Origin of the sequence: Stenotrophomonas sp. SBJS02, from assembly GCF_020428325.2 — a bacterium.
Lineage (GTDB): Bacteria > Pseudomonadota > Gammaproteobacteria > Xanthomonadales > Xanthomonadaceae > Stenotrophomonas > Stenotrophomonas africana.
This window is the reverse complement of sequence record NZ_CP109812.1, coordinates 1297314-1314610: the sequence shown is the minus strand read 5'-3', so window position 1 is coordinate 1314610 and position 17297 is coordinate 1297314. Positions and strand designations below refer to the sequence as shown.

The window sequence follows — 17297 nt, the reverse complement described above, 5'->3', positions numbered from 1 at the left end:
TCGTTGTAGAGCCGAGCCCATGCTCGGCTGATTATCCGCATGAGCCGAGCACAGGCTCGGCTCCACACGAGCCTGGGGCTTACAACCCGTAACGCTCGATCACGTCCAGATGTGGCTGGCGGTCCTGGTCGCAGGCTTCGGCCAGCCGCAGCCAGCAGTGTGGGTGCGGCCACTTTGCGGTTTCCTGCTGCAGGAAGCGGTGGAGCGCCAGCGGCGCATGGTCCTGCGGCTGGGCGACCGTGAACAGCAGGCCCGGTAGCGTGCCCTCCTCCATGTCTGGGTCGGTGACCGTGTAGTCCGGGCGGCTGTGCGACCACACCTTCCAGCCCTGCGCCTCGGCGGCTTCGACGAAGGCATTCCACGCCTCTTCGCCCGGGTGCGCGCCGTCGATCAGCCAGCTGCGGGCGAAGCCACCGCGCTCCAGTACATGCACCTGCGCATAGGTCGGGATGAAATGCTCGCGCGCTTCCTCTTCTTCCGGCGCCGGATGTACCAACGCAGCATCGAACACCACCCAGTCGCCCACCTGCTGCGCACGGTTGGCCGGCGCGTTTTCGACGATGCGTGCGGTGACCGGGCCACTGCGGCGTGCGTAGTACTCCATCGGCTCCCCGTTCTCTTCGCTGCGGATGATCACCCAGCCCCAGGGTTCCTCGACCACGCCTTCCTGGCTGGACAGCTCCATGCCGATCGCGGCCGCCGAGCGGCGCACCGCATCCCAGTCGCGTGCCGCGCTGGCCGCACTCATGTGGTCCCAATGCGCGGCATTCGGTTCTTCCAGCAGCTCCACCAGCTGCGCATAGCAGGCCTGTGCTTCACTGAAGCGGCCGGTTTCCATGTACATGCGCGCCAGCGTGCCACGCGCGCCGTGCGAGCCCGGAGACAGCTCCAGAAGCGATCGGGCCGCCTGCTCCAGCGTCGGCCAATCGGACACGCGACGGGCACGCTGCACTTCGCACCAATGCGCGAATACCGGCACGCTGCCACGGTAGACCCCGGCCAGCTGGCGCAGGCCCTCGTCGTCGCCCTGCTCGGTCAGCCAGCGCATCAGCGTGTAGGCCGCAGGACCGTCTTCCTGCGTATGAGCGCGCACGAAACGCCACAGCAATGCGCGCGCTTCGGCCTGTGCGCCACAGGCGCTCAAGGCGGAGGCAGCCATCTCGGCCAGCGCCTCGTCATCGGGTCGCTGTTCGTGCGCCTGCAGCAGCCACTGCGCCTCACGCTCCGGATCGCGCGACTGGTTCTGCTCGCCCTGCGCGTCCAGCCAGGCCAGCAGTTCCGACGCCGGCACCGGCAGCGGTGCGACATCCGGCAAGGCATCGATGCGCGCGGCCAGGCCGGCCACCAGCGCTGCCGCACCACGGTCCTGGCGCAGCTGCGCCAGATGGGTACGCGCCAGTTCCAGCTGGCGCAGCGCCACCCAGCGTGCGCCACGCTGCAGGGCCAGCTCCAGGCTCAGCGCAGCGACTTCAATCAGCAGGCGGTGCGAACCAACCTCGGCAAAGTGTTCGATGATGGTGTTGAAGCGCGTGCCCAGATCCCAGGTATTGCGCGTTGGATCGCGCCGGCACAGCGCTGCGGCGGTGTTCGCCCACAGCCGCCAGTAGGTAGGCGTCAGCTCGCTCCACGGCACCAGCTGCTGCACGGCCTCTTCGTCGCGGCCCAGCTGGGCCAGCGCCCACGCCTTGGACAGGCGGCGCGGCACCGTACAGTTGGCCGGCTCGTACTCGCCCGACGCGGCCACTTCGGCCTCGCGCTTCTCGATCAGCACCAGCGCTTCTTCGGCGCGGCCCATGCCCAGCAGGATCTTGATCTGCATCTCCGGGAAGCTGTCGAACACTTCCTTGCCGCAGGCCTCGATCGCATCCGACTGCACCTGCAGGTAGTCCAGCGCGTCCTGGCCGCGGCCATCGTCAAGCAGGGCATCTGCCTTCTCGCAGCTCAGGCACTGGAAGCAGGCCCAGCTCGGATCGATGCGACCCAGCGTTTCGTCGCAGACCTCGATGCGCTCGGGCACCCAGCCCGGGCCATCGATGTTGCCGTAGCAGGCCGCCAGATCCTGGGTCACGCAGATCGACTGCGGGCACTCCAGCGTGTCCTCACGATGCGCACGCTCGAACAGCGCCACGGCTTCGCCCAGCGCGCTCTCGCCTTCGACGCGGTTGCCGACGCGGTTGCGCAGCGCCCAGTGGCCGACGTAGACGTCGACCCACGGGTTATCCAGCGCCTTGCCCAGCGCACGCGCTTCGGGCAGCAGCGCGTCGACGCGGTCGACACGCAATTCGCTCACCTCGTCAGCGAGGCGGTTCAGCAGATGCGCGTTCTGCGCCTGGCCGGCCTGGCGCAGGTCACCCTGCAGCTTTTCGACCCAGTTCCAGATGTCCATGGGGTAAGTGCTCCTGTCTAGCGAAGGCTGGATGAGAGATTGCGGTGCTCAGCGCAGCATCTGCTGCAGGGCACCGGCGATATCGGTAAAGGCACCGTTGAGATCCGGGCCGGGCGTGGCGGTCGCGCGGGCCAGCGGACGGCCCTGCGCGGCGACGATGATCTTCAGCGAGCGCAGCAGACGAGCGGCGGCTTCGGCCTGCGGATGGCCCTCGCGTTGGGCGCGCAGCAGCGCCTGCACCGCCGGGTTGTCGAGGTTGAGGTACAGCCGCGAGGGTGCACGTGATTCGATGCGTGCGGTGAACTGCCGCGCCAGGCGCAGCGCAGCCATCGAAACGCGCTTGTCGTTCTCATCGTCTTCCAGGCGCTGCTTCAGCTCGGCCTCGCGGTCGGGCACCACCACCACCGGCAGCGACTCGGGGCTGAAGCGTGCCGGCAGCAGCTGTTCGCCGTCACCCAGCTGCTCGCCCAGCCATGCCAGCTGCGCCTCGTCGAGGCTGTCGTCGCTGCGGAACAGCGCGCGATTGCCCTGTTCGGTACCGAGTTCAACCAGACGCAGGCCCTTGGCCTGGGCCCAGCGACGCAGGAACGGCACCACTGCATAGCGATGGCCATGCGCGACCGGCACGCCCATCGCGCGGAACAGCATTTCCTCGAAGCCGCCGCCGTTGTCGAGGATCACGTGCACGGCACCGCGTGCGGGCAGCGCACTGGCAGGCAGGTCGCCCTGCGAGGTCGGCACGCGCACGTGTTCCAGCAGCAGGTCGAACAGGCGGTCATCGCATAGCGCTGCACCCAGCAGGGCCTCGTTGTGGCGGGTCAGTACCCGCCGCCAGGCTTCCGGCTGCTGCCGCGCGACGTCGGCCAGGCCGTCGATCAGCGCCTCCAACAAGGCATGCTGCACGGCGCGGTACTGGTCGTCGCGCTGCAGGTCTTCGCGGCTGGCGGTAGGCGTGAGCCGGGAGGATTCGATCACCCCGCCAATGAAACCGGCCCATGGCGGCAGCAGGTCGCGGGCGTCGTCATCCAGCAGCATGCCGCGCACGAACACCGACAGGTTGCGGTTGTCGCTGGTGCCGTAGGTGGCACCATCCTGCACCCACAGCAGGCCGGTCGCATCGCTGCTGCCATCGGCACGCAACGGCACGGTGACGATCGGCTCGAAATCGTGCTCGAAGCGCGCGGCGAACTGTAGCCCCTGGCGACGCGCCTGCACCGGATGCAAAGCGACGTCGCCCTGGCTGCGCCACGGCGGCGGCTCGGGGTTGAGCGCTTCGGCTGCGGCACCGATGAAGATCGGCTCGGACAGCAGCGCACAGTACCGGCCCAGTACCTCGTGCAGGCGCGCCTCGTTGGCCAGCGGCAGGAAATCCGGATGCAGTTCCAGCTCCACCTCGGTGCCGACCGCGCGCGCCGGCATTTCACTGACGGTGTACTGTTCGGCGTTGCTGGACACGTACAGATGGCCCAGATCCGGCGTCTGGTACGAGGTGGTACGCACGCTGACCCGGCGCGCCAGCACGAAGGCCGACAGGAAACCGAGGCCAAACATGCCGATCAGGCCTTCGTCATCTTCGCCGCCCTGGCGCAGGCCACGGGTGTAGCCGACGCCGACGGTGGCCAGGTAATCATGGATCTCCTGCCGGGTCAGGCCAGCACCGGTGTCGGTGATGCGCAACACGCCGGCACCGGCATCGACCTGCACCGAGATGCGTGAAGGCACTTCAACGCCGGGTTGTTCGATGCGGCGGCGGATGATCGAGTCGTGCGCGTTCTGCACCAGCTCACGCAGCGCCACCACGGGGGTGGAATACAGGTGCTTGCCCAGCACCGTCATCAGTCCATTGAGATCGACCCCGGCGCGACGGATTTCGGCGTTGGGGGCGGTGAGCGCGGTGTCCTGCATGTAATCGTTTACTCCTGGGCACGGAAAGACGCCAGAGGGCGCCTTCGTCGAGCGGGAAAAACTAGCACAGTGAAGCTGACCGTTACTGCATTGGACATGTGTAGACCCGAACCAATGGCTCGACTCTACAAAAGGCAGCCGGGCGTGGGCTCGGCCCTACAGGGCCGGCATCACGCCGCGTCGATGGCCTCGGACAGCCGCTCCACCGCGATCACTTCCATACCCTTCACCGAACCGCCCTTGGGCGCATTGGCCTTGGGCACGATGGCACGCTTGAAACCGTGGGTGGCGGCCTCGCGCAGGCGGTCTTCGCCATTGGGCACCGGGCGGATCTCGCCGGACAGACCGACTTCGCCGAAGGCGATGGTCTTCTCCGCCAGCGGCCGATCCTGCAGTGAGGACAATACCGCCAGCAGCACCGGCAGATCGGCCGCGGTTTCCTGCACGCGGATGCCACCGACCACGTTGACGAACACGTCCTGGTCGCCGACCAGTACGCCGCCGTGGCGATGCAGCACCGCCAGCAGCATGGCCAAGCGGTTCTGTTCCAGGCCGACCGCGACACGGCGCGGGTTCGACAGCGGCGATGCATCGACCAGTGCCTGTACCTCCACCAGCAGCGGCCGCGTGCCCTCGCGGGTGACCATCACGCAGCTTCCCGGTTGATGGGTGCTGCCGCCGGACAGGAAGATCGCCGAGGGGTTGGAGACCTCCTTCAGGCCCTTGTCGCCCATCGCGAACACACCCAGTTCGTTGACCGCACCGAAGCGGTTCTTGAAGGCGCGCAGCAGACGGAAGCGGCTACCGCTCTCGCCTTCGAAATAGAGCACCGCATCGACCATGTGTTCCAGCACGCGCGGGCCGGCGATGCCGCCCTCCTTGGTCACGTGACCGACCAGGAACACGGCGGTGCCGGTCTCCTTGGCGAAACGCACCAGCCGCGCCGCACTCTCGCGCACCTGGCTGACCGAGCCCGGCGCGGCGGTCAGGCTCTCGGTCCACAGGGTCTGCACCGAGTCGGCCACGATCAGCCGCGGGCCGGCCTTGGACGCATGCTGCAGGATCGACTCGACCCCGGTCTCGGCCAGCGCATTGACGCCATCCAGCGGCAGCTCCAGGCGATGCGCGCGGCCGGCCACCTGGGCCAGCGACTCCTCGCCGGTGACGTACAGCACCGGCAGTTCGGCCGCCATCTTCGCCACTGCCTGCAGCAGCAGGGTCGACTTGCCGATGCCGGGGTCGCCGCCGACCAGCACCACCGCGCCCTCGACCAGGCCACCGCCCAGCACGCGGTCGAACTCGCCGATGCCGGTCGAGACCCGACGATGCTCGGTCTGCTCCACATCCTTGAGGGCGGTGATCTTCGGCGGGTCGATCTTGCCGGCCCAGCCTGCCCGGCGCGAAGCCGGCGCCTTGGCCGCCGCGGCACTTTCCAGCACGATTTCCGACAGCGAGTTCCAGGCGTTGCACTCGGTGCATTGGCCCTGCCACTTGCTGAATTCGGCGCCGCATTCATTGCAGACGTAGGCGGTGCGGGCTTTTGCCATTGGATGATTTCCAGCAACGGGAACAGGCGTGGCAGGATAGCCGAGCCGGGTCGCAGGTGCTGCGACCGCTCAAGTCCTGCCCGCCCGCGCCGATAGCTGTCGCGGGCGTGCGCCTTGCGGGCGCCCCTCCCTCTCCCTCTGGATTCAACATGACTGGCAGTTACAGTCAGAGCCTGGTCGCCATCTCCCTGCTGGTGGCCATTCTTGCTTCGTATACGGCGCTGGACATGGCCGGCCGCCTGGCCACGGCCGAGGGCCGCGTTGCCCGCTGGTGGCTGGCCGGCGGCGCGGCGGCGATGGGCCTGGGTATCTGGTCGATGCATTTCATCGGCATGCTGGCCTTCGACCTGCCGATCCCGGTTGGCTACGACCTCGGCATCACCCTGTACTCGCTGGCCGTGTCGATCGGCGCCTCGGCCTACGCCCTGTGGCTGGTATCGCGTCCCAGCCTGCCGTGGCGCCGGCTGCTGGCCGGCGCCGTGCTGATGGGCCTGGGCATTGCCACCATGCACTACCTCGGCATGGCCGCCATGCGCATGCAACCGGGCATCGACTATCACCCGGGCTGGTTTGCCGCCTCCATCGCGGTAGCCATCGGCGCCGCCGGTGCCGCGCTGTGGATCGCCTTCCGGCTGCGTGCCGAGCAGCGCAACACCACGCGCCTGCGCCTGCTTGCCTCACTGGTGATGGGCCTGGCGATCGTCGGCATGCACTACACCGGCATGGCCGCGGCGCGCTTCCCCGAAGGCAGCATCTGTGGTGCGGTCGGCAGTGGCGGCATCGACACGCGCTGGCTGGCGGTACTGGTGATCGTCACCACCGTGGCCACGCTGGGCATCGCCCTGGTCGCCTCGCTGTTCGACCGGCAGATGCGTGTGCGCACCGGGCTGCTGGCCGATTCACTGGCGCACGCCAACGACAAGCTGATCCAGGCCGCCCTGCACGACCCGTTGACCCAGCTTCCCAACCGCATGCTGCTGCAGGACCGCATCGAGCAGGCCATCGAGAAGGCGCGGCGCCGCAACCATGCGGTGGCGGTGATGTTCTGCGACCTGGACGGGTTCAAGGCGGTCAATGATGCCTACGGGCACCAGCTGGGTGATCGCCTGCTGGTGGCGGTGGCGCAGCGTATCGGCGGCCTGCTGCGGCCGCAGGACACCTTCGCCCGCCTCGGCGGTGACGAGTTCGTGATCGTGCTGGCCATCGACATTCCCGACGATGCGGTGGTGGTGGCCGAGCGGATCATCGCAGCGGCTGGCGAACCGTTCCTGCTGGATGCAGCCGAGCTGCAGGTCAGCGCCAGCCTGGGCATCGCCCTGTATCCGGATGACGCCGGCAACGAGCGCGAGCTGATGGCACACGCCGATGCCGCGATGTACCACACCAAGGAAACGGGCCGGAACGGCTATACGTTCTTCACCCCGTCGATGCAGCTCAGCGCCAACCGCCAGCTGCGCCTGCTGCAGGACCTGCGCAAGGCCGTGACGCGCAATGAACTGGTCCTGCATTACCAGCCCAAGTTCCCGGCCGCCGGCGCACCGGCCACTGGCGCCGAGGCCCTGCTGCGCTGGCAGCACCCGGAGCTGGGCCTGCTGGCGCCGGACGTGTTCATTCCCATCGCCGAGCGCAGCGGCCTGATCCTGCCCATCGGCGACTGGGTGCTGGATCGGGCCTGTGCCCAGCTGCGGGCGTGGCACGATGCCGGGCACACGGCGTGGTCCATGGCGGTCAACCTGTCGCCGCTGCAGTTTTCTTCGCCGGCCCTGCTGGACAGCGTGCGCGAGGTGCTCGAACGGCACCGCATCGAGCCGGCACGGCTGACCCTGGAGATCACCGAGACCACGGCGATGAAGGACGTTGACGCCAGCCTGGCGATCCTCAACGATCTGACCGCGATGGGCGTGCATATCGCCATCGACGATTTCGGCACCGGCTATTCGAGCCTGTTGTACCTGAAGCGGATGCCGGCGACCGAACTGAAGATCGACCGCGCGTTCGTGCGCGATCTGGAATGCAATGACGAGGACGCAGCCATCGTGTCGTCGATCATCGCCCTGGGCCGCACCCTGCAGCTGCAGGTGGTGGCCGAAGGCGTGGAGACACAGGCGCAGCGCGAGTACCTGAGCGAACTGGGGTGTGACCAGCTGCAGGGCTACCACCTGGGCCGGCCGATGGAGGCCGAGGAATTCCTGCGCCGCGTGGCGGGGTAGAGCCGGCCGCTGGCCGGCCTCCCGCGATTGCCGGCCAGCGGCCGGCACTACCACCGCGCGCGCCATACCAGGTGGGCGCGACAAACAAAAAGGCCGCCCGAGGGCGGCCTTTCTGCGTGACAACGTCGCCAGGACGTCAGTGCATCATGTGCACGTTCATGTTGTGCATGACCCACAGGGTCCCGATCACGATGATGCCGATCACCACCACGGTGAAGGCCGCAGCGTTGACGTTCCAGCGGCTTTCCGAAGAGCGGTCCAGGTGCAGGAAGAACACCAGATGGACCAGCATCTGCAGCACCGCGGTGACCGCGATCACCACACCGTTGACGGTGCGCGAGAAGTCGCCCGACATCACCATCCAGAACGGGATGACGGTCAGCACCACCGCCAGCACGAAGCCGATCAGGTAGGACTTGACGCTGCCGTGGCTCTCGCCGCCGGCTGCGTGGTCGTGTGCATGGTTGTCATGTGCCATTACAGCGCTCCATTGAGGTAGACGACGGAGAACACGCCGATCCAGATCAGGTCCAGGAAGTGCCAGAACAGGCTCAGGCACGCCATGCGGGTCTTGTTGGTCGGGGTCAGGCCGTACTTCTTCAGCTGCACGAACATCACCAGCAGCCAGAGCAGGCCGGCGCTGACGTGCAGGCCGTGGGTACCGACCAGGGCGAAGAACGCCGACAGGAAGGCACTGCGGTCCGGACCGTAGCCCTGGTGGATCAGGTGCTGGAACTCCCACACTTCCATGCACATGAAGCCGAAGCCCAGCAGCCAGGTGATGCCCAGCCACAGGTACATCTGGCCCATCTGCTTGCGGTGCATGGCGATCATGCCCAGGCCGAAGGTCAGCGACGAGGTCAGCAGCAGCGCGGTTTCCCACGCCACGAACGGCAGTTCAAACAGGTCCTTCGCGGTCGGGCCACCATCGGTACCGCCTGCCAGCACCACGTAGGTGGCGAACAGCGAGGCGAAGATGAGGCAGTCGCTCATCAGGTACACCCAGAAACCGAAGACGGTGTTGCCGCCGGTGTCGTGGTGCTCGTGGTCGTCATGGCCATGGGCCGCCGCGTGCGCGGCGTGCCCGTGGCTCAGGGTCGAGGTATTGGTGCTCATGCCTTCAGCTCCGACTTCACCAGGCCCTGGGCTTCCAGGTGCTTGCGGTGTTCGTTCTCGATGCGTTCCACCTCGGCGGCCGGGACCCAGTAGTCCACGTCCTGGTCGAAGGTGCGGTAGATGAACGTGGCGATCATGCCGACGAAGCCGACGATGGCCAGCCACCAGATGTGCCAGATCATCGCGAAGCCGAACACCAGGCTGAAGGCACCGATGACAACGCCCGTGCCGGTGTTGCGCGGCATGTGGATGTCGGTGTACTTGGCCGGCTTCGGCCAGGCTTCACCACGCTGCTTGCGCTCCCAGAAATCGTCCAGCTCGGTGACTTCCGGCAGGGTGCCGAAGTTGTAGAAGGCCGGCGGCGAAGAGGTTTCCCACTCCAGCGTACGGGCATCCCACGGGTCGCCGGTCAGGTCGACGGTCTTCTTGCGGTCGCGGATCGACACGGCCACCTGGATGATCTGGCACAGGATGCCGGCACCCACGATGAAGGCACCTGCAGCGGCGATCAACAGCAGCGGCTCGTAAGCCGGGTTGACGGTGCTCTGCAGACGACGGGTCATGCCCATGAAGCCCAGCACGTACATCGGCATGAAGGTCACGTAGAAGCCGATGAACCAGCACCAGAACGCGCACTTGCCCCAGAACTCATTGAGGCGGAAGCCGAACATCTTCGGCCACCAGTAGGTGATGCCGGCGAACATGCCGAACACCACGCCGCCGATGATGACGTTGTGGAAGTGGGCGATCAGGAACAGGCTGTTGTGCAGCACGAAGTCGATGGCCGGGATCGCCAGCATCACGCCGGTCATGCCGCCGATGACGAAGGTGACCATGAAGCCGATGGTCCACAGCACCGGGGTGGTGAAGTGCACGCGGCCGCGGAACATGGTGAACAGCCAGTTGAAGATCTTCACGCCGGTCGGGATCGAGATGATCATCGTCGTGATGCCGAAGAAGGCATTGACGTTGGCACCCGAGCCCATGGTAAAGAAGTGGTGCAGCCACACGATGAACGACAGCACGCCGATGCAGGCGGTGGCGTAGACCATGCCCTTGTAGCCGAACAGCGCCTTGCGCGAGAAGGTCGCGATGACTTCGGAGAACACACCGAACGCCGGCAGGACCAGGATGTACACCTCCGGGTGACCCCAGATCCAGATCAGGTTGATGTACAGCATGGCGTTGCCGCCACCGTCATTGGTGAAGAAGTGCGTACCCAGGTAACGGTCCAGGGTCAGCAGCACCAGGGTGATGGTCAGCACCGGGAAGGCGGCGACGATCAGCACGTTGGTCACCAGGGCAGTCCAGGTGAACACCGGCATCTGCATCAGCTTCATGCTGGGGGTACGCATCTTCAGGATGGTGATGAAGAAGTTGATACCGCTCAGCGTGGTACCCAGGCCTGCGACCTGTAGACCCCAGATGTAATAGTCCATGCCGACGCTTGGACTGTATTCGATGCCCGACAACGGCGGGAACGCCAGCCAGCCGGTGGCAGCGAACTCACCGATCCACAGCGACAGCATGATCAGCACCGCGCCGGACACGAACAGCCAGAAGCTGAGCGAGTTGACGAACGGGAACGCGACGTCGCGCGCACCGATCTGCAGCGGCACGGCCAGGTTCATCAGGCCGGTGATCAACGGCATCGCCACGAAGAAGATCATGATCACGCCGTGGGCGGTGAAGATCTGGTCGTAGTGGTGCGGCGGCAGGTAACCCTCGGACCCGCCGACGGCAAGCGCCTGCTGGGTACGCATCATGATGGCGTCGGAGAAACCGCGCAGCAGCATGACGAAGGCGACGATGAGGTACATCACGCCGATCTTCTTGTGATCCACCGAGGTGAACCACTCCTTCCACAGATAGCCCCACAGCTTGAACTTGGTGATCAGGGCCATCACGCCCAGGCCACCCAGCACCGCGCCGATCAACGTCGTCAGGACGATCGGATCGTGGGGGATCGACTCAAGAGAGAGTTTTCCCAACATGTTCATTCTCCCGAACCCGCGTGGCCAGCATGGCCTGCGTGTTCGTGTTCGTTGGCATCCAGGTTTTCACCCGATTCCTTGGAATCATGCGCGTCACTGGGGGCGTGGCCCTCATGCGCTTCATGGCTGGCGGCATCGGCAGCGGCGGCACCGGCGTGTTCGTGCTTCATGCCGTAGTGCTTGTTGTCGCCCATGTGCTTGGCGATGACCCAGTCGAACAGGCCTTCTTCGGTCTTGCCGAAGTAAGTGACCGGATACCACTCGGCGTTGCGTGCTTCACCCAGGGCCTTGAACGAGGCCTTGTCCAGGGTCTGCTCGCCGGCGCGGACCTGGTCCAGCCACTGGCGGTATTCGGCATCGGTGACCGAGTAGGCGGTGAAGTGCATCTTGGCGAAGCCCGCGCCGCTGTAGTGCGAGGACATGCCCGGGAATTCACCGGTCTCGTTGGCGATCAGGTGGAGCTTGGTCTCCATCGCAGCCATCGAGTAGATCATGCTGCCCAGGTGCGGGATGAAGAAGGCATTCATCACCGAATCGGACGTGATCTTGAAGTTCAGCGGCGTGTTGACCGGGAACTTGATTTCGTTGACGACCGCCACCTTCTCTTCCGGATAGATGAACAGCCACTTCCAGTCCAGCGAGATCGCCTCGATGGTGACCGGCTTGACGTCCGAATCCAGCGGCTTGTACGGGTCCAGTGCGTGCGACGAGCGCCAGGTCAGGACCGCCAGTACCAGCACGATCATGCAGGGAATGGACCACACCACCACCTCGATCGCCGTCGAGTGGGACCACTTCGGCTCGTAACGGGCCTTGGTGTTGGAGGCGCGATACTTCCACGCGAAGGTCAGGGTCATGATGATGACCGGGATGACGACCAGCAGCATGAGCACGGTGGCCGTGATCAGCAGGGTCTTCTCATCCTGGCCGATCTGGCCCTTCGGACTGAGGATGGCCACGGCATCGCAGCCGGTGAGCATCACCAGCAACGACAGCAGCAGGCCCGGGCGCAACCAGCGCCCAAGGGTTTTCAACGGAATCATCGGTCGATCCAATTGCGAGGGAATGCCGTTCCCCGTCCTGCCTGTTCCGGCCAAAGCCGGTCCCACCGGTCCGGAAGACAGGTAGGGAGGTGGGGTCGAGTCAGCCTTTCAATTTTAGGCCGTCACCCATCATTTAAGAAAGGCATTGACATTGATCGAGCGCAGGAAAGGCCCGATTCTGGCTGCGACACGTTGTCGCACCGCGCGGGCGCGGCGGGCAGAACACCCGGGGGCGGCATCCTGGGATCGGGCGATGGTGCCTGCTCCGCCCGTGTTCGGCAAAGTGACCTGAACATGTTCAGACACGCGCGCGCGGGCAATGCATGGGATGCTCGGCGTCGGAGGAAGCCCCATGGACAAGATCGACTTCAAGGAGCGCGATCGCGCGTTGTACCAGCCTCCGGCAGGCCGGTTCGTGACGGTGGACGTGCCGCCCCTGCCCTACCTGATGGTCGACGGTCGCGGCGATCCGAATACCGCCCCCGCGTATGTGCAGGCGGTGCAGTGGCTGTACTCGGTGAGCTATGCACTGAAGTTCGCGCTGAAGGCCGGGGGCCAGGACTACGTGGTGCCGCCGCTGGAAGCGCTTTGGACCGCCGAGGATCCGTCGAGCTTTGTGGCACGCCGCAAGGATGAGTGGAGGTGGACGGTGATGATCCGTACGCCGGACGGGATCAGTCCAGCACAGCTGGAGGCTGCCATCGCCAAGGCGGCGAAGAAACTAGGCGACGTTCCGGCCAGCTTTCGCCATGAAATTCTTGAAGAGGGCCTCTGCCTGCAGACCCTGCATGTAGGCGCCTACGATGACGAGGGTCCGGCCCTGGCCCGTCTGCACGACGAACTGATGCCATCTCTGGGATACACCTTCGCCGGCCCCCATCACGAGATCTACCTGAGCGATCCGCGCAGGACCGACGCAGCGCGGTTGAAGACTGTGCTTCGGCAGCCGGTGCGGGCGCTTGAACCTGATAAGAGTTCGCGCTCATAACGTAAGGACTGTGATTGCTTCAAATGCCCAAACAAAAAGCCCCGACCAAGGCCAGGGCTTCTCATTACAACTGGTGCCGGAACCAGGAGTCGAACCTGCGACCTACGCAAAGGTGACTCGCCAACTGAACCGCAACAGCAGCCAAGCGGCGCCAAGGCCAAACACGCCATGCAGCAGTCGGCCATACCGGCGCAGATGTCACAGAGCATCTTCAGCCACGCTCGCCCACATTCTTTCCACAATTCTGGCCAGAAGCGCAGCTTTCACCGTTCATCCCCAAAGCCCTCCTTGGGTAGGATCCGGAAGCCAGCGGGCCTGTCATTTGGGCTTGGCTCTTGCTTCCCCCGATCGGGCGGGGAGCGTCTCCCAACCTAACCAACAACGGGTACCAGTTTATGCCCCCTCCTCCCAAGGACCTTCAACGATCCTCCCCCGCCATACGCCTTCAATTCCAGGTGCAACAACGATGATCTTAGCAGTGAGATCACCGTCTGATCCTGTAGCGGGCATCCCCTCTTCGAGAACCAGTTGCTCTCTTCTCAGATCCTCCAGCGTCCCCGTGAGGTTAAGCCTCAAGAAGCCATCAGCATCTCTATTGTTGAAGTCGACAAATATTCTGAGCTCAGACATCTATGGCCTCTGCAGCCTTTCAACGGCCGGAACCGGATTGGATACTGTAGGGGAAAACAACCGGCTCGCTGCTTCCGGCTCAAGCCCTACAACTGTTGCGTGCGTCGGCGAGACCCCGCCTGTCGAGATGACATCACCTCCCGCAGCCCTTACCTGCCCAACCGTGGAAACACCGACCTGATTGTGAGTTATATTGCTGCACAACTGGCAGAACGACGATCCATTTGCACTCTCTGCGGAGAAACCGAAGGGCCCTGCTGGATGCTGGCCGGTACCCTTCCCAATTCCGGCCGCTGAATTTGCTCCCTGAGCGGAGCCACCTCGAACTACCAATGCACTGTTCGCCAATCGAGCTTCAGCCGTTGCGAGCCCTCCGACGGCCTGACCAGCGCCCCGCATCCCTTCCGCAACCATTAGTGCGGAACCGAATTTGTAGCCACCTTGCCCAACTTGACTCGCCGGCGCACCAAACAACGGGCCGCCATTTAGCTCCCGCGTTCGGGACATATCTACGGTGCCGTATACGCTCGGGCCAGCATTCCGGCCAATGCTGTAGGCAGCATCACCGACCGCGCGTCCAACTCCTCCCCAGAACTGGCAGAAAGATGTATCACAGCGGCCATCAGGGTCCGTATATCGGTAAGGGTTCCCCGATGCGTATCTGTAGCGGTTGAACATACCAACTGGGTTTGCGTAAGCCGTCACCGGATCCACGGACAGGAACACACCCAACTGCGGATCCATGTACCGCTGCTGCATGTAGCTCAGCCCTGTGGCCGAATCGCTCACATGCCCGGTGTACCCCGGCCTGTCCTTGACCTGCCCGCCCAACTCGGCACCATACGGCTCAAACCGGCGTCGCTCGACAACACTTCCTGTGTTGTCCGTAACCGCAACTGGGCTGCCCAGCGCATCCACATGCGTCCAGGTAACACCCGTCGGGCTGCGGGTGGCCAGCAGTCGACCACCTACATGGATGTACTCCGAAGCGCCCTTGCCTCGTCGCTCTTCATGCACCAGCTGCCCGGCCAACGAATACATCGCGCGCAGGCGTTGCCCTTGGGCATCGTACGCCACCGCACACCACCCATAGCCGAGACGAAAAGCCCCGACCTAGGCCGGGGCTTCTCATGCAACCTTCCCGGCCAACGAATACATCGCGCGCAGGCGTTGCCCCTGGGCGTCGTAGGCATAGCACTCCGCCTCCTTAACCTCGCGCAGCCTGTTTCCAAAGTCGAAGTCGTACATGCGCCCGTTGCGCAGCGGGAGATTGCCTTAAACATCCCAAGCCAATCCGGTCACCATACTTGCTTAGAACGCGGGCCCTACGTGCTTGGACCGGAATGCACGACAACGCCATGCACACGCAAGTCCGGGGACGCCTCACATCCCGCGCTTTCGTCCTGGAAACACGCATGAGGAAGCCCAGCCATGTCCATCTCGAAGACCACTCTGGAGCGATTGACAAAGTTGGCATAGCGCCTACCGTCTTCATTTCCCGTGACAAGACGACCGTTCGGATAGGCAGCCTTCAGCGCACTAGCGTGGAGCCAACGCCAATTCCCTTCTCATCTACCAATCCCTCGGACCTAGTTCTCAGCCTCTCTATCCGGCCTTGATCGAACCAGCATTCGACAACCAAACCGTCGGGCAACGAGACATCCATGACTATATATTCGTCGCCTTCCTGCATAACCGATCGTTCAATTATGGGATTCCCGGCCTTTAAAAGTTGGCTCTTGGTCATCCCAATACGCAGGCCCGCAAGTGAGCCACTATTGGCATCAACTCCTGCCACCAAGGGAACAGCTTCAGTAGGCGTATGCTTCGCCACATTCACTACGTCGGAGGGAGCAGGACTGCATGCCACTAGCATCACGAGCCAAGCTCCGCCGGAGATGATCTTCATTCTTTGGGTTTCCAGTCAGTGAAGCGTCCCTGCGTTCCATCCTGCTTAAGATCTACATGCACGCCACGTCCATCAGTATATTGATTGACCCGATTGAATTCGCCGGAGCTATGGGCCGCATCAGCGGTCTGCTTAGCTGTGCTCCCATTGATCCGTATATCTGCCGCGTTGTCCTGCAGGTGCTGGCTCCGACTCGCGCCACCCACCGTTCGATTTTGATCCACCGTTCTTTGGCCGCTAGTAACTTCGACATTCTTGCCAGATTTATCACTGAAGTTGAGCAATTTGGTCGTCACTTCAGATCCGGGATTGGCTGGCGCACCACCCAATGACTTCTGAGGTAGAAGGGTGACTGTTCCACGAACTTCCGTCCGTGTTCCATGGACGATTCCATAATTGGAAACATTCGTCCTCACGACATCGACCGCCCCACTGCCGGTCGTCGTACGCGTAGTTGTCTGGTAGAAGACAAGCGGCTGGCCAGGGACTGCCTGTCTGCCGTCGGGATCCGTAAACTTGTACGGATTCCCGTTCGCATACCGATACCGATTGAACTGCCCAACAGGCTGCTCATACGCCGTCACCGGATCCACCGACAGGAACACACCCAACTGCGGATCCATGTACCGCTGCTGCATGTAACTCAGCCCTGTGGCCGAATCGCTCACATGCCCGGTGTACCCCGGCCCGTCCTTGACCAGCCCGCCCAACTCGGCACCATACGGCTCAAACCGGCGTCGCTCAACAACACTTCCTGTGCCATCCGTGACAGCGACCGGGCTGCCCAGTGCATCCACATGCACCCAGGTAACACCCGTCGGGCTGCGGGTGGCCAGCAGTCGACCACCTACATGGATGTACTCCGAGGCGCCCTTGCCTCGTCGCTCTTCATGCACCACCTGCCCGGCCAACGAATACATCGCGCGCAGGCGTTGCCCCTGGGCGTCGTAGGCCACCGCACGCCACCCATAGCCGAGACAAATAGCCCCGACCTAGGCAGGAGCATTTCATGCAACTGACACCGGGAACAGGAGTCGAGCCTGTGACCTACTTATTACGAATCCAGCAAACAGGCCACACGAGCAAACAAAGCGGCTAACAACGGGCCAGACAGGCACTACTCGCAAGGAACGGGCCCGAGACTCTCAGAGCCAAGTGCGCCAAATGCGCCAAATCCACGGATATCTACAGAAGCACGAAATAGCGCAAGGACCATCACTTCCGCATCATCAAGAAACGAATAATTATCCAAAAGCTCTGAAACCTCAACGGACACAAAATAATCGAAGTCCCAATTTCCAAGCCTCTCGACACTCAAAGGAATATTGTGAACTACATTTAAAATAATTACAGCTCCGCGAATATTCCCATTAGAAACACTAGCAACAGCAGCGTCAATTGCAAACTCAATCAACGCCCTTGCGGGAATCACCTCAATGGCTTCGACGTCTCCCGAAACCCCACTCAGAGCAGCTAGCGCATCACCAGCCCGCCCCCCGACAAGGAGAAAATTTCTTGCAGAAACCAAGGCCGCGGCAACACGATCAAATGAATTCACATGAAACCCCG

At 63.8% G+C, this 17297-nt stretch carries 14 protein-coding genes; 2 read left to right on the top strand and 12 right to left on the bottom strand.

The genetic code is table 11. The features are described from left to right. Positions 1 to 79: 79 nt before the first annotated feature. The 3 genes from FQS62_RS06155 to radA all read right to left on the bottom strand — a co-directional run bounded on the left by FQS62_RS06155 (position 80) and on the right by radA (position 5838). Positions 80 to 2386 carry a tetratricopeptide repeat protein gene (locus FQS62_RS06155; protein WP_107379298.1) on the bottom strand — a complete coding sequence of 769 codons (2307 nt, stop codon included), beginning with the start codon at positions 2384 to 2386 and terminating at the stop codon, positions 80 to 82. A 48-nt stretch (positions 2387 to 2434) separates the two neighbouring features. Continuing rightward, positions 2435 to 4291, bottom strand: a complete 1857-nt coding sequence (locus tag FQS62_RS06150) for an ATP-binding protein (RefSeq protein WP_107379297.1) — start codon at positions 4289 to 4291, stop codon at positions 2435 to 2437. Between the two features lie 170 nt (positions 4292 to 4461). After that, the gene (gene radA / locus FQS62_RS06145) at positions 4462 to 5838 is read right to left on the bottom strand and encodes a DNA repair protein RadA (RefSeq protein WP_014646395.1); all 1377 of its coding nucleotides are present in this window, start codon (positions 5836 to 5838) and stop codon (positions 4462 to 4464) included. Positions 5839 to 5987: 149 nt separating this feature from the next. Here radA and FQS62_RS06140 point away from each other — a divergent pair, with 149 nt between their 5' ends. Continuing rightward, on the top strand, positions 5988 to 8048 hold the full coding sequence (locus FQS62_RS06140) for a putative bifunctional diguanylate cyclase/phosphodiesterase (protein ID WP_088481086.1): 2061 nt from the start codon (positions 5988 to 5990) through the stop codon (positions 8046 to 8048). A gap of 136 nt (positions 8049 to 8184) precedes the next feature. Here FQS62_RS06140 and cyoD read toward each other — a convergent pair whose 3' ends face one another. Genes cyoD through cyoA form a run of 4 tightly spaced genes read right to left on the bottom strand, consistent with a single transcriptional unit; the run spans position 8185 to position 12201 of the window. Next, on the bottom strand, positions 8185 to 8526 hold the full coding sequence (gene cyoD / locus FQS62_RS06135; RefSeq protein WP_014036396.1) for a cytochrome o ubiquinol oxidase subunit IV: 342 nt from the start codon (positions 8524 to 8526) through the stop codon (positions 8185 to 8187). Beyond that, positions 8526 to 9164, bottom strand: a complete 639-nt coding sequence (gene cyoC / locus FQS62_RS06130) for a cytochrome o ubiquinol oxidase subunit III (RefSeq protein ID WP_005408583.1) — start codon at positions 9162 to 9164, stop codon at positions 8526 to 8528. The genes cyoD and cyoC overlap by 1 nt, the downstream gene beginning before the upstream one ends. Beyond that, positions 9161 to 11158, bottom strand: coding sequence for a cytochrome o ubiquinol oxidase subunit I (cyoB, locus tag FQS62_RS06125; RefSeq protein ID WP_049447004.1), 1998 nt, complete (start codon positions 11156 to 11158; stop codon positions 9161 to 9163). Before cyoB ends, cyoC begins: the two co-directional genes overlap by 4 nt. Positions 11159 to 11160: 2 nt before the next feature. Beyond that, entirely contained in the window at positions 11161 to 12201 is a 1041-nt protein-coding gene (gene cyoA / locus FQS62_RS06120) for a ubiquinol oxidase subunit II (protein ID WP_032127566.1), read from the bottom strand. Positions 12202 to 12553: 352 nt separating this feature from the next. On the opposite strand from cyoA, the gene FQS62_RS06115 reads away from it, so the two are divergent. After that, positions 12554 to 13189: a GyrI-like domain-containing protein gene (locus FQS62_RS06115; RefSeq protein WP_049447006.1), complete on the top strand. Its 636-nt coding sequence runs from the start codon at positions 12554 to 12556 to the stop codon at positions 13187 to 13189. A gap of 393 nt (positions 13190 to 13582) precedes the next feature. Here FQS62_RS06115 and FQS62_RS06110 read toward each other — a convergent pair whose 3' ends face one another. From FQS62_RS06110 to FQS62_RS06090, 5 genes are all read right to left on the bottom strand, one after another. Then, entirely contained in the window at positions 13583 to 13819 is a 237-nt protein-coding gene (locus FQS62_RS06110) for a hypothetical protein (RefSeq protein ID WP_080354877.1), read from the bottom strand. Further along, positions 13820 to 14860, bottom strand: coding sequence for an RHS repeat-associated core domain-containing protein (locus tag FQS62_RS06105; RefSeq protein WP_200997085.1), 1041 nt, complete (start codon positions 14858 to 14860; stop codon positions 13820 to 13822). Between the two features lie 490 nt (positions 14861 to 15350). Beyond that, positions 15351 to 15728: a hypothetical protein gene (locus FQS62_RS06100; RefSeq protein ID WP_226053558.1), complete on the bottom strand. Its 378-nt coding sequence runs from the start codon at positions 15726 to 15728 to the stop codon at positions 15351 to 15353. Further along, positions 15725 to 16684, bottom strand: coding sequence for an RHS repeat-associated core domain-containing protein (locus tag FQS62_RS06095; protein WP_088480531.1), 960 nt, complete (start codon positions 16682 to 16684; stop codon positions 15725 to 15727). The genes FQS62_RS06100 and FQS62_RS06095 overlap by 4 nt, the downstream gene beginning before the upstream one ends. Positions 16685 to 16845: 161 nt before the next feature. Beyond that, entirely contained in the window at positions 16846 to 17286 is a 441-nt protein-coding gene (locus FQS62_RS06090) for a hypothetical protein (RefSeq protein WP_141097680.1), read from the bottom strand. Positions 17287 to 17297: the final 11 nt, after the last annotated feature.

Coding starts and splice junctions, on each gene's coding strand:
- FQS62_RS06155 (WP_107379298.1), bottom strand. CDS start 2,386: ATGGACATCTGGAACTGGGTCGAAAAGCTGCAGGGTGACCTGCGCCAG.
- FQS62_RS06150 (WP_107379297.1), bottom strand. CDS start 4,291: ATGCAGGACACCGCGCTCACCGCCCCCAACGCCGAAATCCGTCGCGCC.
- radA (WP_014646395.1), bottom strand. CDS start 5,838: ATGGCAAAAGCCCGCACCGCCTACGTCTGCAATGAATGCGGCGCCGAA.
- FQS62_RS06140 (WP_088481086.1), top strand. CDS start 5,988: ATGACTGGCAGTTACAGTCAGAGCCTGGTCGCCATCTCCCTGCTGGTG.
- cyoD (WP_014036396.1), bottom strand. CDS start 8,526: ATGGCACATGACAACCATGCACACGACCACGCAGCCGGCGGCGAGAGC.
- cyoC (WP_005408583.1), bottom strand. CDS start 9,164: ATGAGCACCAATACCTCGACCCTGAGCCACGGGCACGCCGCGCACGCG.
- cyoB (WP_049447004.1), bottom strand. CDS start 11,158: ATGTTGGGAAAACTCTCTCTTGAGTCGATCCCCCACGATCCGATCGTC.
- cyoA (WP_032127566.1), bottom strand. CDS start 12,201: ATGATTCCGTTGAAAACCCTTGGGCGCTGGTTGCGCCCGGGCCTGCTG.
- FQS62_RS06115 (WP_049447006.1), top strand. CDS start 12,554: ATGGACAAGATCGACTTCAAGGAGCGCGATCGCGCGTTGTACCAGCCT.
- FQS62_RS06110 (WP_080354877.1), bottom strand. CDS start 13,819: ATGTCTGAGCTCAGAATATTTGTCGACTTCAACAATAGAGATGCTGAT.
- FQS62_RS06105 (WP_200997085.1), bottom strand. CDS start 14,860: ATGTATTCGTTGGCCGGGCAGCTGGTGCATGAAGAGCGACGAGGCAAG.
- FQS62_RS06100 (WP_226053558.1), bottom strand. CDS start 15,728: ATGAAGATCATCTCCGGCGGAGCTTGGCTCGTGATGCTAGTGGCATGC.